Below are 16,745 nucleotides of genomic sequence, written 5' to 3'. Positions count from 1 at the left end.
TTTTACAAGAACAGAAATTACTTCTTCCTTCATCTCAATATCGATGAAGGAAGAAGTAAATATGATTAATCGAATTTAAGATCAAGTCCAAGACCTCTCAACTCATGTACTAATACGTTGAACGATTCCGGAATACCTGCTCTCGGGATATTGTCGCCTTTCACGATTGCTTCGTAAGTTTTCGCACGGCCTACGATATCATCCGATTTAATAGTTAATAATTCTTGCAAGATGTTAGACGCACCGTATGCTTCCAATGCCCAAACCTCCATCTCACCGAAACGCTGACCACCGAACTGTGCTTTACCACCTAATGGTTGCTGTGTGATCAAGCTGTATGGCCCGATAGAACGTGCGTGCATTTTATCGTCTACCATGTGGTGTAGTTTAATCATATAAATAACACCTACAGTAGCCTTCTGGTCGAAGCGGTCACCTGTTTCACCATCATAAAGGTAAGTATGTCCGAAGCTTGGAAGTTTAGCTACTTCAATTTGCTCAGCGATTTCATCAGGAGTAGCTCCGTCAAAGATCGGTGTAGCGAATTTGCAACCTAATTTCAAGCCGGCCCAACCTAATACGGTTTCATAGATCTGACCGAGGTTCATACGTGAAGGTACCCCTAACGGGTTCAATACGATATCAACCGGTGTTCCGTCTTCTAAGAACGGCATATCTTCCTGACGAACGATTTTCGCAACGATACCTTTGTTACCGTGGCGGCCCGCCATCTTATCACCCACTTTCAACTTACGTTTAACAGCCAGATAAACTTTCGCCAGTTTCAATACACCTGCAGGTAACTCGTCACCGATAGAGATATTGAATTTCTCTCTCTTGTAACGGCCTAACTCTTCGTTATACTTGATGTTATAGTTGTGTAACAAAGTGTTGATCTGATCGTCAATTGAGTTATCGCCTGTCCATCCCAAAGGATTTACGTTCAGATAATCGATTGTAGACAGGTTCTTAGGATTAAACTTCGTTCCTTTAGGTACCTGCACTTCACCGAAGTTGTTGTTCACTCCTGATGAAGCTTTATCTTTCAATAAAGTTTGCAGTTTTTCTAATAACAACTCTTTTAGATCGTCGGTATTTTTTTCGTGAACTTTTTCCAGTTTTTCCAGCGCTGCTTTTTCACGCAGTTTTGCGTTTTTATCTTTCTTGGCACGTTGGAAAAGTTTTTTACCGATTACAACACCTTCTACTCCGTTCGGAGCCTTCAGAGAAGCATCTTTTGCATCACCGGCTTTATCACCGAAGATTGCTCTTAATAATTTCTCTTCCGGAGTCGGATCAGATTCACCTTTAGGAGTGATTTTACCGATCAGGATATCACCTTCTTTGATCGCTGCCCCTAAACGGATAATACCGTTTTCGTCAAGGTCTTTGGTAGCTTCTTCAGAAACGTTCGGGATATCCGGAGTCAGTTCCTCTTCACCTAATTTAGTATCTCTCACTTCTAATTCATACTCAGAGATGTGAATAGAAGTAAATAAGTCTTCTTTAACTACTTTTTCGTTAATTACGATCGCATCCTCGAAGTTGTAACCTTTCCATGGCATGAATACCACTTGTAAGTTACGTCCTAATGCTAACTCACCGTCCTGAACCGCATATCCTTCAGTTAAGAAGTCACCTTTAATCACGCGTTGTCCTTTACGAACAGCAGGTTTTTGGTTGATACAGGTTTCCTGGTTGGTTTTGATAAATTTAGTCAGTTTGTAGATTTTTAAATCTTCTTCAAAGCTTACTAAACGATCAGCATCGCTACGGTCATAACGAACGTGAATTTCACTTCCGTCAACATATTCAACCACACCTTCACCTTCTGATAAGATCTGAACACGGGCGTCTCTTGCAGCCTTTCCTTCCAATCCGGTTCCTACGATAGGATTCTGAGGGCGGATCAGCGGTACAGCCTGACGTTGCATGTTCGATCCCATTAACGCACGGTTGGCGTCATCGTGTTCCAGGAACGGAATCAGCGATGCAGACAAACCTACGATCTGGTTAGGTGCTACGTCCATGAACTCCACTTCTTCTCTTTCAAGAATAGGGAAATCACCTGTTTGACGTGAAGGAATTCTATCATCTACGAATTCACCATTCTCATTTAACGCTACCGAAGCCTGCGCAATTTTTGCGATATCTTCTTCTTCCGCACTTAAGAAGGTTAATTCTTTAATGTCTACTCTACCATGCTCAACTTTGTGATAAGGCGTTTCAATGAAGCCCATCTCGTTGATTTTTGCGTGCACACATAAGGTCGAGATCAAACCGATGTTCGGACCCTCCGGTGTTTCAATCGTACACAAACGACCGTAGTGGCTATAGTGTACGTCACGCACCTCGAAACCTGCACGCTCACGGCTTAAACCACCTGGCCCTAACGCTGAAATACGACGTTTGTGTGTAATTTCAGACAGCGGGTTGGTTTGGTCTAAGAACTGCGATAACTGCGATGTTCCGAAGAATGAGTTGATAACGCTCGACAAAGTACGTGCATTGATCAGGTCAACCGGTGTAAATACCTCATTATCACGAACGTTCATACGCTCACGGATGGTACGCGCCATACGGGCCAGACCCACTCCGAACTGAGCATATAATTGCTCACCCACAGTTCTTACACGACGGTTGCTTAAGTGGTCGATATCATCAATCTCTGCTTTACCGTTGGTTAAACGTACCAGGTATTTAATGATTTCGATGATATCTTCTTTGGTTAACGTTTTTTGGTCAAGCGGTAATTCTAAATTCAACTTACGGTTGATTTTATAACGACCTACTTCCCCTAAATCATAACGTTTATCAGAGAAGAATAATTTATCGATAATACCTCTTGCAGTTTCATCATCAGGGGCATCAGCACCACGCAACTGGCGATAGATATGCTGAACCGCTTCCAACTCACTGTTAGAAGTATCTTTATTCAAAGTATTGTAAATAATGGCGAAATCTCCACCAACATCTGTTTTTTGAACGAAAACGCTCTTCACGTCCATATCCGCAATCATATCAACTGCTTCTTCGTCCAAAACGGTGTCACGCTCCATCACGATTTCATTACGCTCGATAGAAACCACCTCACCGGTGTCTTCATCCACGAAATCCTCCACCCATGTTCTTAACACACGGGCAGCCAGGCGTTTACCTAAATGTTTTTTCAAAGACTTAGCATCACCCGGAACTTCATCAGCCATGCCGAATAATTCAAGGATGTCCTTGTCGGTTTCGTATCCGATCGAACGCAATAAAGTTGTTACAGGGAACTTCTTTTTACGGTCGATGTAAGCGTACATTACGTTGTTGATGTCGGTCGCGAACTCCATCCAGGCTCCTTTAAAAGGAATTACTCTGGCAGAGTAAATCTTAGTTCCGTTCGGGTGAACAGACTGACCAAAGAACACGCCCGGAGAACGGTGTAATTGAGATACCACTACACGCTCCGCACCATTGATTACAAAAGTACCTCTGGGTGTCATGTAAGGAATATTCCCTAAAAACACATCCTGTACAATTGTTTGGAAATCAACGTGCTCTTCATCGTTACAACTTAACCTAAGCTTTGCCTTTAAAGGTACCGCATAAGTCAATCCACGCTCCATACACTCTTCGATGGTGTAGCGCGGGGGATCAATGAAGTAGTCTAAGAATTCCAACACGAAGATGTTACGAGTGTCAGTAATAGGAAAATTCTCCTTAAACACTTTAAACAATCCCTCAATGTTACGCTTATCAGGCGTAGTTTCTAGCTGGAAAAACTCTTTAAAAGACTGAATCTGTACTTCGAGTAGATCAGGGGCATCGGCCAAGTTCTTAGTCTTGCCAAAGTTTACCCTGGTTTGCAGTTTTGTTGAAGACATATTAATTAAAACCGGTTTTTTAAGTTGTTCGAACTTCAATAATCGTCTATAGACATACCAATCTCTGGAGAACTTACAGGTTCTCAGTGCACTGAATATGAGGCAGTTATGTTATAATGGCCATTTTTAACATACCTCGCTAATTAGCTTTTAAAATTAGGACGGCAAAGGTAAGTAATAAATTACAAAAAATAAATATTTTTTTGCAGTTTGCTAATTTTACCCTTTACTATTTAAATTAAATATCTTATATTTAATCAGGTAGACCCCCTTAATACCGTTTTTCCCGGCAAAATATATTCCAGCTTACGTCCTCCTTTTTTGATTCCAAGCCCCTGCAATAATAAATTTGCCGCAGATTCCGCCATTTGTGCGGTCGGTTGTTCAATTACGGAGATTCCACCCGGATACAATCTAAATAAATCCTGGTCATCAAAAACCACCATTCCGAGATCATTCGGCATATTCCACCCCAAACGTTGCAATACTTCAACACCTAACACGCCCAAATAGTTCGCCGAGAAGATCACACAGTCGGGCCTGTTCTTTTGCTGTAACCAGGTACTTAATGCTTTTAGTTGCGCTTCACGGCTTTTTTTCATTGCCACCGTGTGAATATAAGTTTTCTTTAAAGGCATGCCCAGTTCGATCAACCCTTGCTCATAACCGCTCAAACGGTATTGAAGCTGAGCGTGCGGGTGATCACTGGTTACCATTCCTATCCGCTGATAGCCTTTTTGCACTAATTGATGTACCAACTTGATAATTGATTGTTCACCATCCACTCTTACTACCGGCAGTTCCAGGTCCTCAAAATTCATATCTAACAATACTACCGGTTTTTCGTCTTGCAGTAACCGGTCTAATTCTTTCCGCATCCCATTGTGAGGCATGAGGATATACCCTTCCACGGCCTGTTCTCTTAACATTTGAATGACCTGGCGGGTTCTTTCGGGTTCATTTTCTGTAGCGGCATATATAATACGGTAACCGTAAGGTGCTAACGACTGCTCCACTATCGGGGCCAGTGTACTGAAAAAATTACCGGAGATAGTATCTACAATAATTCCAATCAGCTTTGATTTCCCCGTTCTTAAACGAACTGCCATCTGATTGGGAACATAACCTGCCTCGTCAGCAGTTTTAACAATCATTTCGGCAACCTCGTCACTAATACGCATTTGCTTTGCCCGGCCGTTCAGTACTAACGATACCGTGGTTATAGAAGTACCGGTCATGGCAGCAATGTCTTTTAGCGAAGCTTTTTTCATTTATTTTATTAGTGGTTTAAGCTAAGATAACACCTTATCGGTTTCCTGAAAACGATTTCACTAATTTCTTTCCGTTTATGGTTTCACGGAGTACGAATATGGGTAGGCAGATTTGGTTATGCCTCTTTTTTTATTCGGTTGTTCGCCCATTTCAAACTTTAAACGGCCACCTTTCAGTAATTCAAAGTGCTCAAGATAATTTTTGTCATAGCTTTTACCATTCCAGTTGACTGATTGTACATACGGATGCTCCTCATAATTATTAGCCGATTCTATTTCAAGCGTTTTACCGTTCGGGAAATGAACTTTTACCTTGTTGAAGATCGGGCTTCCCATCACATATTGAGTGGTTCCGGGGCATACCGGATAAAAACCTAAAGCACTGAATACATACCAGGCGCTGGTTTGCCCGTTATCCTCGTCACCACAGTAACCGTCAGGAGTAGGGAAATACAGTTTTTTCATAATTTCTCTCACCCTCGCCTGTGCTTTCCACGGCTGAGAGCCATAATTATACAGGTATACGACGTGCTGGATCGGCTGATTACCATGCGCATACTGTCCCATATTCATGATCTGCATCTCACGTATTTCATGGATAACACCGCGGTAATAGCTCTCGTCAAAATGCGGTGGCGTTTCGAAAATAGTATCCAGCATTCTGTTAAATACCGCATCTCCGCCCATCAGGTTCTTTAATCCTTCAATATCGTGAAATACACTCCATGAATAATGTAAACTGTTTCCTTCAGTAAAAGCATCCCCCCACTTTAATGGGTTAAACGGATACTGAAATGAACCGTCCAGGTTCTTTCCCCGCATTAATTTAGTAGAATCATCATACAGTTTTTTATAATTCTGTCCTCTCTGATAATAGTAGTTAACATCCTCGGGTGATTTCTTCAACGCTTTTGCCAGTTCGGCAATAGTAAAGTCATCATAGGCATATTCTAATGTTCGTGCAGCATTTTCTCTGATGCCTACATTGTAAGGCACATAACCGATTTCATTATAATATTTCGCTCCCTTTCTACCCACTGCATCCAATGGTCCCTCTTCATGGGCTCCTTTTACCAATGCCTGCCAGAGCGTTTCGATATCATAGCCTCTCAAACCTTTGATATAGGCATCGGCCACCACAGATGCGGAGTTATTTCCTACCATTACGTTTCTGAAACCAGGGCTTGACCATTCCGGTAAAAATCCGCCGAACCTGTACGCATTTACCAAGCCTTTTTGCATTTCAACATTGATTTCGGGATATACGAAGTTCAACAATGGGAATAATGCCCTGAAAGTATCCCAGAAGCCGGTGCCGGCGAAGAAATAACCGTCTTCTACCTGGCTGCTGTACGGACTGTAATGTTTTATATTTCCGGCAGCATCTACTTCATAATGCTTCTGCGGAAATAGTAAAGCACGGTACAAGCAGGAATAGAAGGTTGCTTTTTCAGCAGGAAGATGTGTATCCACTACTTCAATTCTGCCTAACATTTCATTCCATAGTTTCTTTGATTGTGCTCGGGTAGTATTGAAATCATTTTTGCCGATTTCACGTTGCAGGTTTAATTCGGCCTGTTCAAAACTGATAAAAGAAGAAGCAGTTTTTACATTCACCACCTGCTCTTTCCTGGTTTTAAAAGCTACCACCACTCCGGTATGACGCGAGGTATGTTCTTTCTGATTACTCACTAGCAAAGAGTCATTCCAGATCCAGTTGTGTTGAAAAGGCTGATCGAGTTGCACTACAAAATAGTTTTTGAAGTTTTTACCGACGCCACCGCTGTTGCGGGTTGAATAACCAATAATTTTATTTTGCTCGGGAATTACTTTAATATATGAGCCTTTATCTAAAGCATCAATAATTAAAAAAGCACTATCTGTTTCAGGATAAGTCAGTCTGAATTGGGCTGCTCTTTCTGTAGTTGTAATCTCAGTTACTACATCGGCATCGGCAAGATAAACCTGGTAATAATCAGGTGCGGCGATTTCCGCTTTGTGCGAAAACCAGCTGGCTCTCTGATTTTCATCGAATACGAGTTTACCAGTTGCCGGCATGATCACAAAATTACCATAGTCGTTCATCCACGGAGAAGGTTGGTGTGTTTGTTTAAATCCACGTATTTTATCGGCACTGTAAGTATACATCCAGCCGTCTCCCATTTTACCGGTTTGCGGGCTCCAGAAGTGCATTCCCCAGGGAACAGCCACTGCAGGGTAAGTATTTCCATTAGACAAGCTATACTTTGAATCTGTTCCCATCAAAGTATTAACATAATCTACCAGTGTCTTTGATTTTTTTGATACCTGAGCCTGGGTAGTGGCACTGCTTGCTAACAGTACCAAAGCAAGAAAAAGAAATCTCATCATAAACATTTTAAATAGTAGAATCGTGACTGAAGGCAGTCACGATTCTATGATTGATTAATTATAACCCGGATTTTGTTTTAAGTTAGGATTAATTACAATCTGACGGGTAGGAATCGGTAAAATTTCTTTGTGTGGGGCCAGCGTTGGTTCATGATCCCACCAAGATCCTGTCAGGAATTTTCCAAAACGGATAAGATCCTGTCGTCTGAATCCTTCAAAGATAAATTCTCTTCCACGTTCTGCCAGTAATTCATCTAAGTCGAGTGTAGCAGTTGTGTAAGCGTGGGCAGACCAGTCAGCCGGATCAAAAGCCCTGCTTTTTGTAGCATTGATCAGATCAACAGCCGCCTGAGTAGAAGCGCCATTGTTCAGTCGCATCAGCGCTTCGGCTTTTGCAAAATAAATCCAGGTAAGGCGATAAATAGCCCAGTCTGAACTCATATAATTTGCATCATTCTGACGGCCGGGTTTGTATTTATTAAAACGAACACCGCTGTTTTCTTCACCCTGCGTCATATCCGAGTCTGTTTTATTTTCACTGGTACGTTCAATTTTATCTACAAAAACAAGCGGGCGGCCTGAATATTCTTCTGTTCCCATTACCGGATTGGTTGTTCCGTAATAATATTGGGGTCCTTCCAGTATCCATTCTCTTTTGCGTTTATCTTCATCGTCGAAAGTATCAAATACACCCGGTATTACCACTACTCCATTATTTCCATTGTGTATACCATCGTAGATGAATCGTTGTGCAAAGTGATAGAAATCTCCGTTCCATTGCGGCTTCCAGCTATTAGCAGCTTTAAAGTCGTAAACAATAGAGAAAATCACTTCTTTTGACAGATGATTATCCGGTACATAGGTATCAGTAATATTGGCGTCGAGTTCCATTGTTCCATTCTGAGCACCACCTTCGCCGTTAATCAGTTTATCGGAATAGGTAACTACGTCATTCCATCTGGGAGTGCCTGTCCATTTTTCAGCATTCAGGTATAACTCTACCAGCATGGCATAACCTGCAGCTTTTGTAGCTCTGCCCATCATCGCAGATGACAATGGAGCAGCTGCATCTACACTCGCTAAGATTTCACTTTCAATAAAGTTAAACACATCAGCTCTCGGACGTGTAGCCGGAGAAGGTTCTCCAACAAATGCGATGATCGGAATATTACCGTAAATATCCATCAGGCGGAGATAGTGAAATGCTCTTAACAATCTCATTTCTGCGATGTAGGCATTTTTTTCCGCTTCGGTAATACCCATTTGCTGAATGGTTCTTTTTTCAAGGTTTTCGATCGGGTCAGAACACAACCCTAATCCCCACCACATCAATCTCCAGGGGCCCCAGATTTCATTCCCGTCTTCCTGCCATTCGTGATAGTGGTCGCGAATCCACTGACCACCGTCTTGTCCGTGACGGCCTTTTACCGGCCATGCCAACTGATCGGCAGAAAGTTCAGAAACTCTCCACCAACCATTTTGCCCCGGCGTGATCCAGGCGTTGGCGTGTGTATAAGGACGAAGTACGGCTGATAATACTTCATCTCTATTATTGTAATAATTATCTGTAGTGAATTGACTATATACGTTTTCATCGAGTTTGGTACAACCCTGAAACGACAGCGCACCCAAACAGCCGAAGGTTATGGCAGCAATGTATTTTTTAAATTTCATAAAGAAAGTTTTAAGAGTTAATGGAGTGTTAGAAACCAAGGTTTAATCCTACAAGGAATGATCTGGTATTAGGATAAACACCTCTTCCATCCATTCCGGCAGCCAAACCGGTATCATTGATAAAGTCGGGATCATTTCCTGAGTATTTCGTCATCAATACCAGGTTAGACCCGCCTACATAAACTCTCATATTTTTAATCCAGTCGTTTCTCATTTTAAAAGTATATCCTATAGTTACTTCATCCAGTTTGAAATAATCACCTCTCTCTATGTAATAATCAGAGTACTGATAAGAAGGTGATCCGGAACCGCTATATAAAGGAGCGTGTTTTTCAAAAGTGCTGGTGAGCAAATTGGTAGGAGTTCTTGTATTGGTATACGCCATTTCAACAAGGTTCAACACATCATACTTGAACTTACCTCTGAAGAAAAGGTTCGCATCAAAATTTTTATAACGGAAAGAATGATTCCATGACAAATAGTAACGTGGAATACCATTACCGATTACTGCAAGGTCAGTTACGTCAGGGTCGTTAGAAGTATTGATCTGGCTGGAAGGGATCGCTTCGTTTTTTCTGTTATAAAATAACCAGTCGCCATTTTGATCAACACCTGCAAAACGTTTTCCATAAAAGTTACCCAGCTTTCCACCTTCTACTAAACGAACGGCATTACCGAGTGCTCCGTAACCACCGATACCTCCATACTCTTTAAAAGTACCTTTGAACATATCATTCGAGAAGGTGACCATTCTGTTACTCATGGTGCTGGCAGCAACGGTTGATTTCCACTCAAAATTTTTAGAATCAATAATAACACCTGTTAAAGTCAGCTCGATACCTTTATTTTCCATGGTACCAACATTTGCATATACAGTTTCAGTGATGAAACCCGGTAACTGGGAAGTATAAGTATCTAACAGGTCTTCTGTTGTGCGTTGATAAACATCCAGCGAACCGGTCAATCGCCCTTTGAGGAAGCTATAATCCAAACCGATATTAACTTCTTTTTTTCTTTCCCATCTCAGGTTTGGATTCGGGTTTCTGTTAGGACCGTAAGTTTGGCGCCACTGGCCGTCGGGATACAAATAAAATCCACCTCCGCCTAAAGTAACCAGAGAGGCATAGTTTGCAAATCCGGTATTACCGGTTATACCGTAACCAACACGTAGTTTAAGGTCATCTACCCAGGTAACGGTACTCATAAAGTCTTCCTGGCTCAGATTCCAACCAACAGAAACTGCCGGGAAATTTGCCCATTTATTATTGGCCCCGAATCTGGAAGAACCTTCTCTTCTCATAATTGCCTGTGCGAAATAACGGTCATTGAAACTATAAGTAACACGGCCGAAGAAAGCAATTAAAGTGTTATCGAATTTATTGCTGGCCATATAACCTTTACCGGCTTCAAGATATCTGCCCGCTCCCATGTTATTGTTTTCATACAGGTCATTCACATAACCGGTATTGGCCATTCCGAAAGTTTCTTCCACTTCATAGCGGTAGCTATAGCCGGCGATGGCCGTAACGGTATGATTGGAGAAATTAGTTCTGTATTCAATGGTAGGTTCAAAAGCGTAGTTGTTATTTAAGAAGGCAGACTTATAAGCATACCCGTCTCCTGCCGGCGTAACGTTGTTAATTGTACCGATCATAGAAGCTCTGGACGCTTTCGATTTATATTCATTATCTATATAAGAATTACGTTGAATAGCGCCAAAAAGGTTTGCTTTCAATCCTTTCAGTAGTTCCAGGGTAAACTTTACGTCGAGAGAGGTGGTTTGCTGATCTCTGTTATATTTTTCCTGATTCAGCATCGCCACGTAGTTAGGCGGTGCGCTCACGTTGGCATCTTCGTAGAAAGAACCGTCGGCATTATAGATAGGTTGTGTCGGGAGGCGTGTAAGAACACCTTCCCAGTTAATATTGTTTCCTAACAAATTAGCCTTATTATAATTGGTCGTAAAATTCACAGAGGTAGAAAGCCGATCGTTGAAACCTTTATGATTAAGATTAAATCTTGCACCATAATTATTTCTTGCATTTTCTAATGCAATACCTTCCAGTACCTGATAGTAAAGGCTGGCGCGGTAGTTCATATTTTTAGATCCTCCTGAGATAGCCAGGTTATGGTAGTGCGAAAGATTCTCTTTATTGAGAACGGCATTAAACATATCGGTAGATGCGCCACCCCATGCCGGGTTATCTAAAGTAGCTGCCAGTTTACCTTCACCGATGAGTGAACGGATTTGTTCGGCAGTGAAGAAATCCAGTCTTTTATTCACGATATCTCTTCTCGCATAAGTGTTATAATTATATTGAGCAATTCCGGCCTTACCTCTTTTGGTAGTAACGAGAATAACGCCACCGTTACCGCGTGTTCCATAAATCGCAGCAGCAGAACCATCTTTCAAAACGTCGATTGATTCCACATCATCCTGTTGCAAAAGGTCGAGATTACCACCGGGAATACCATCGATAACGATGAGTGGTGAAGTACCTGCTGTGAGCGAGTTAACACCTCTGATCTGGATATTCACGCCGGAGTTAGGGTTTGTAGAACTTCTGGTGATTTGCAAACCGGCCACTTTACCTTGTGCAAGGTCGAGGGCATTTCTGGCACCGGATTGTCTGAAGTCTTCCGGTTTAAGAGAAGCAACAGCTGAAGTAATTTCTTTTTTCTGCAAGGTGCCATATCCTACAACAATGGCCTGAGATAAAGATTCTGCAGAAGGTTCGAGCGCAACGTCGATAATTGCCAGATTGTTGGCTCTGTATTCCTGGCTAACATATCCGACAAAAGAGAAAGTCAGTACCTCTCTGCTATCGTTAATAACGATAGAATACTTACCTTCTCCATTGGTTTGGGTAGTGGAGGCAGCATTTCGGAGAGAAACTGTAACTCCGGGAAGCGGAGTATTCGTTTGTGCATCAATAACAGCACCGGTAATGGTGCGTGATTGAGCGAAGCTGCTGAGTGTGAGCAGCATTAGTCCTATAAAAATCATAGGACGTTGAGTCATTCGCATAAGCATCGTTTTTGTTTTTAAAAATTTCAAGATTAAGGTTTGAACAAGTCGGAAAGACGGGTTTTAAATCGGTTATAGTTTTGATTCAGAGAGGTCTGCAATTTTCATAAGGCTGAATGACACAAGCATTTTTTCATATTAAATAAATTGCACCGGCAACATAAACCATTCATTACTAAATCGTTTTAGCAAAAATTAAAAAAAATATATCCTTAATAACTTTATCCTTTCATGTTAGTAATATGATCTTCCTGCCTCATTTTCAGGGCAATACAATCTCTTTCGCTAAATCGTTTTAGCAATATGACAAAAAAATATCGTCTTTTTGTAGGCTATATTTTGTCAGTTACTTCATAATACATTATTAATTAGTGAATTGCGCGACTGTACTAAATCGTTTTAGCTATTTGACACAAAAAAAAACGAACTCAACTCCATCTGCATCTTCTGTTTCTGCACACGCAGCGGGCTTCTGACACACCGCCTGGAGTTTCTATCGGTTTATTAATCAAGGGGTTCGAAATTAACCTCACCGAAAAACTAAATCGTTTTAGCGATTCGGTATAAAAAAATCCTCTGGAGAGGAATACTTTTGTAATAATACAAATATTTTAACAATTTGAAAAAAATTACTCTGTTTCTTTAATCAAAAAACACACTTTTTAATGTTTTTTTGAACTCCTTCTATCAGGTGACGGTTAAGAATCTTTTTCGGAAAGACACTTAACCTTACATTTACCCTCGCGGAAAGCGGGTGTTTTCTCTTTAACTTACTCCTAATCATTACTTAAAAGAAAAAGGGCTGTTTCCGAAGAAACAACCCTTTTATAAGGTATAGAAAGTTAAAACTATTTGATTTCAACTTCAGCACCAGCTTCTTTTAATTTAGCAGCTAAATCATCAGCTTCAGCTTTGCTTAAACCTTCTTTTACAGTTTTAGGAGCTCCGTCAACTAATTCTTTAGCTTCTTTCAAACCTAAACCAGAAAGGTCTTTAACGATTTTAACAACGTTTAATTTGTTAGGACCACCGCTTTTTAAAACAACATCAAAAGCTGTTTTTTCTTCAGCAGCAGGACCAGCAGCAGCAGGACCAGCAGCAACTGCAACTGCAGCAGCAGCAGGCTCGATACCGTACTCATCTTTTAAAATAGTAGCTAACTCGTTAACTTCTTTTACAGTTAAATTCACTAACTGTTCTGCGAATGCTTTTAAATCTGCCATTTTTGTCAAATTTCTTCCGTCTTCATTGCCTGTGCTCCGACGGAGTGTTTTTAAAAAAATTTGTGTATATAACTCTCAGGCATTGAGTTATTAGTTGAATACCTGTTAGGGTATTATTTTAAAACTTGATTAGTTAGCAGCTCTTTCTTCTAAAGCTTTCACTAAACCAGCTAATTTATTACCAGCGTTTAAGCCGCTAATAACGTTTTTAGCAGGTGATTGCAGTAATGCAATGATATCTCCGATAAGATCTTGCTTGCTTTTAAGAGTTTTAAGAGCCAATAATTGATCATCACCGGCAAATACATCACCATCAACGAAAGCAGCTTTTAAAACCGGTCTTTCGATTTTAGATTGCTCTCTGAAAGTAGAGATGATTAAAGCTGGTTCTTTAGCACTTTCGCTAAATAATAAAGCGGTAACACCGTTTAAAGCATCATAAACACCTGAGAAGCGTTCTGCATCAAGGCTTTCTAATGCTTTCTTAATTAAGGTATTTTTAGCCACTTTCATTTCAACATTCTTGTCGAAACATACGCGGCGTAATTTACCGATTTGTTCTACAGTTAAAGATTCTGTATTTGTGATATAGAAATTGTTGTATTGAGAGAATTTTTCTTTCAACACCTCAATAACGTCATTTTTTTCTTGCTTAGTCATAACGCAAAATTGTTTTATGTTTCGCTAATAACCAACGAGTTGGTTACCATCGCGTTATTGAAAATTAGTTGATTAATGTTTTGGTATCTACAGGAATACTAGGACTCATTGTAGAAGCCATATAAACGCTCTTTAAGTAAGTACCTTTAGCAGTAGCAGGTTTAGCTTTTACTAAAGCGTTGATTAACTCTGCACTGTTTTCAGCGATTTTCTCAGGAGAGAAGCTTACTCTACCGATAGAAGCGTGAATGATACCAGCTTTATCTACTTTGAAAGCGATTTTACCACCTTTAACATCGGTAACAGCTGCTGCTACATCATTTGTAACAGTACCGGTTTTAGGGTTAGGCATCAGGTTACGAGGACCTAAGATTTTACCTAAACGACCGATTTTAGGCATTACAGATGGAGTAGCGATGATTACATCGATATCTGTCCAACCGCCATCAATTTTTTGAACGAATTCATCTAATCCAACGTAGTCAGCACCTGCTGCAGTTGCTTCCGCTTCTTTGTCAGGAGTACATAATACCAATACGCGTTTTGTTTTACCAGTTCCGTGAGGTAAACTTACAGTACCACGGATAGCCTGGTCAGCTTTTTTAGGATCTACGCCTAAACGGATATGTAAATCTACAGAAGCATCAAACTTTGTAGTGTTTACGTCTTTTACCAATGTAGAAGCTTCAGATAATGTATAAAATTTATTCTTATCTACCTTGGTATCAACTGCTTTTCTTTTTTTAGCAATTCCCATTGTCATTCAGTTTTAAGTGCCTAACAACTTAGGCAGTAAAGAATTAATTTTCCCAAGGAGCTTTACCATCAACGGTAATACCCATAGAACGAGCGGTACCTGCTACCATGCTCATAGCACTCTCAAGGGTGAAACAGTTCAAATCAGGCATTTTGTCTTTTGCAATAGCCTCAATTTGGCTCCAATTTACTTTACCTACTTTGTTACGGTTAGGCTCTTTAGAACCTTTCTGTAACTTAGCAGCTTCCATTAACTGAACTGCAGCAGGAGGCGTTTTAATAACAAATTCGAATGATTTGTCAGAATAAACAGTGATTAATACTGGAAGTACTTTACCAGGTTTATCTTGAGTACGCGCGTTGAATTGTTTACAGAATTCCATGATGTTCACACCTTTGGAACCTAACGCGGGACCCACCGGAGGTGCAGGGTTTGCCTGACCACCTTTCACCTGAAGCTTAACGAAGCCGGTTACTTGTTTTGCCATTTTTTAAATATTTTTGGTTCAAACGTTTCTCTAATCAAGCTTAGAGAGAACTCCCAAATTCTCAAGCCCCTCTTAAAGGGGTATATCAAGAACATACAATTGGGGACGCAAAATTACGTTTTTTTCCATTCAAAGCAAATTTCTTTTAATTTTTAACGTTATTACCCCCAAATAACTGTTTTCAGGCCATAAACATTATTTTTTTATGTTCTGAACAATGTTATTCTCAATTTAATTTTTGATTTTTACCTTTGTCTTTATAATATTGATTTTTTTACGTAGCTTTTACTGAAAATACGTTGACAAATCCAAATACCAGACTCATTAAATTAATTTTATACCATGGCGAAAGCATCTAAAAAAGCAGCCCCCCCAAAGAAAGCAAGCGCTGCTTCTAAAAAATCAAGCACAGCAAAAAAAAGTACTAAAGCTCCAAAAAAGGCCGCTAAAAAAGTAGCTCCCAAAAAAGTAGCGAAAAAAGCAGCCCCTAAAAAAGCTACCAAAGTAACTAAAAAGGCTGCTAGCGTGAAAAAGGCTGCTAAAAAAGCTGCTGCGCCAAAAAAAGCTGCTCCTAAAAAAGCAGCGAAAAAAAGTACCTTAAAGAAAGTTGCCAAAAAGGCCGCACCTAAAAAAGCAGCCAAGAAAACAGCGAAAAAAGTAGCTCCGAAAAAAGCTGCAAAAAAAGCTGCCCCTAAGAAAGCTGCAAAAAAAGTAGCTCCAAAAAAAGCAGCAAAGAAAGCAGCTCCGAAAAAGGCAGCGAAAAAAGCAGCCCCTAAAAAAGCAGCAAAAAAAGCAGCAAAAAAAGCGGCTCCTAAGAAAGCGGCTCCTAAGAAAGCAGCTCCTAAAAAAGCAGCCAAGAAAGCAGCTCCCAAAAAGGCAGCAAAAAAAGCAGCTCCGAAAAAAGTAGCTCCAAAAAAGGCAGCAAAGAAAGCAATTGAAGCTAAAAACAAGAAAATTATCAATCAACCAATAGCTGTTGAAAATGATGATTTACTACAAGAAAATATTATTCTGGAAGCCACTCCGGTTGGTGAAATCGAAGAAACACTCATCGTTGAAAACATCTATCCTGTTGAAGAAGAAACTGAAGATACAGACGAAGTGATTGAAGAAGACGAGGAGGATACAGAAGTATTTGAAGAAGACGAAGAAGATAACGACGATAGCGACGACGACGACGACGACGACGACGACGATGACGATGACGATGACGATGATGATGATGATGACGATGCGGAAGGATTCAAAATAGAGGAAGATGAAGAAGACGCTTTATTGGAAGATGAGGAGGAAGAGGATGATTTCTCTGATGATGATGACGATGATGATGATAATGATAACGATCGTTTCTAAAAACATAAAAGCCGGCATATAGCCGGCTTTTTTTATTAACCTGATCTCTTTAT

10 protein-coding genes are annotated in these 16,745 nt (G+C 40.6%); 1 reads left to right on the top strand and 9 read right to left on the bottom strand.

What is annotated here, in order from left to right:
• Positions 1 to 65: 65 nt before the first annotated feature.
• The 9 genes from rpoB to rplK all read right to left on the bottom strand — a co-directional run bounded on the left by rpoB (position 66) and on the right by rplK (position 15,339).
• Positions 66 to 3,869 carry a DNA-directed RNA polymerase subunit beta gene (rpoB, locus tag D9O48_RS13935; RefSeq protein ID WP_126973586.1) on the bottom strand — a complete coding sequence of 1,268 codons (3,804 nt, stop codon included), beginning with the start codon at positions 3,867 to 3,869 and terminating at the stop codon, positions 66 to 68.
• A 257-nt stretch (positions 3,870 to 4,126) separates the two neighbouring features.
• On the bottom strand, positions 4,127 to 5,140 hold the full coding sequence (locus D9O48_RS13930; RefSeq protein WP_126973585.1) for a LacI family DNA-binding transcriptional regulator: 1,014 nt from the start codon (positions 5,138 to 5,140) through the stop codon (positions 4,127 to 4,129).
• Positions 5,141 to 5,215: 75 nt separating this feature from the next.
• Positions 5,216 to 7,507: a GH92 family glycosyl hydrolase gene (locus D9O48_RS13925; protein WP_199750580.1), complete on the bottom strand. Its 2,292-nt coding sequence runs from the start codon at positions 7,505 to 7,507 to the stop codon at positions 5,216 to 5,218.
• A 57-nt stretch (positions 7,508 to 7,564) separates the two neighbouring features.
• The gene (locus D9O48_RS13920) at positions 7,565 to 9,184 is read right to left on the bottom strand and encodes a RagB/SusD family nutrient uptake outer membrane protein (protein ID WP_126973583.1); all 1,620 of its coding nucleotides are present in this window, start codon (positions 9,182 to 9,184) and stop codon (positions 7,565 to 7,567) included.
• Positions 9,185 to 9,212: 28 nt separating this feature from the next.
• Positions 9,213 to 12,212: a SusC/RagA family TonB-linked outer membrane protein gene (locus D9O48_RS13915; protein ID WP_233589248.1), complete on the bottom strand. Its 3,000-nt coding sequence runs from the start codon at positions 12,210 to 12,212 to the stop codon at positions 9,213 to 9,215.
• An 848-nt stretch (positions 12,213 to 13,060) separates the two neighbouring features.
• Positions 13,061 to 13,435: a 50S ribosomal protein L7/L12 gene (gene rplL / locus D9O48_RS13910; protein WP_126973582.1), complete on the bottom strand. Its 375-nt coding sequence runs from the start codon at positions 13,433 to 13,435 to the stop codon at positions 13,061 to 13,063.
• 129 nt (positions 13,436 to 13,564) lie between these two features.
• Entirely contained in the window at positions 13,565 to 14,095 is a 531-nt protein-coding gene (gene rplJ, locus D9O48_RS13905) for a 50S ribosomal protein L10 (RefSeq protein WP_126973581.1), read from the bottom strand.
• Positions 14,096 to 14,159: 64 nt separating this feature from the next.
• Positions 14,160 to 14,852 carry a 50S ribosomal protein L1 gene (gene rplA, locus D9O48_RS13900; protein ID WP_126973580.1) on the bottom strand — a complete coding sequence of 231 codons (693 nt, stop codon included), beginning with the start codon at positions 14,850 to 14,852 and terminating at the stop codon, positions 14,160 to 14,162.
• 43 nt (positions 14,853 to 14,895) lie between these two features.
• Positions 14,896 to 15,339, bottom strand: a complete 444-nt coding sequence (gene rplK / locus D9O48_RS13895) for a 50S ribosomal protein L11 (RefSeq protein WP_126973579.1) — start codon at positions 15,337 to 15,339, stop codon at positions 14,896 to 14,898.
• 342 nt (positions 15,340 to 15,681) lie between these two features.
• Between rplK and D9O48_RS18775 the strand changes: the two genes are divergently transcribed.
• On the top strand, positions 15,682 to 16,692 hold the full coding sequence (locus D9O48_RS18775) for a histone protein (RefSeq protein ID WP_158624899.1): 1,011 nt from the start codon (positions 15,682 to 15,684) through the stop codon (positions 16,690 to 16,692).
• The last annotated feature ends 53 nt before the right edge of the window (positions 16,693 to 16,745 follow it).

The organism is Gynurincola endophyticus (genome assembly GCF_003991195.1).
In the GTDB taxonomy this organism is placed as follows: domain Bacteria; phylum Bacteroidota; class Bacteroidia; order Chitinophagales; family Chitinophagaceae; genus Gynurincola; species Gynurincola endophyticus.
Note: the sequence above shows the minus strand (reverse complement) of the source record. Positions and strands in the feature narration are given on the sequence as shown.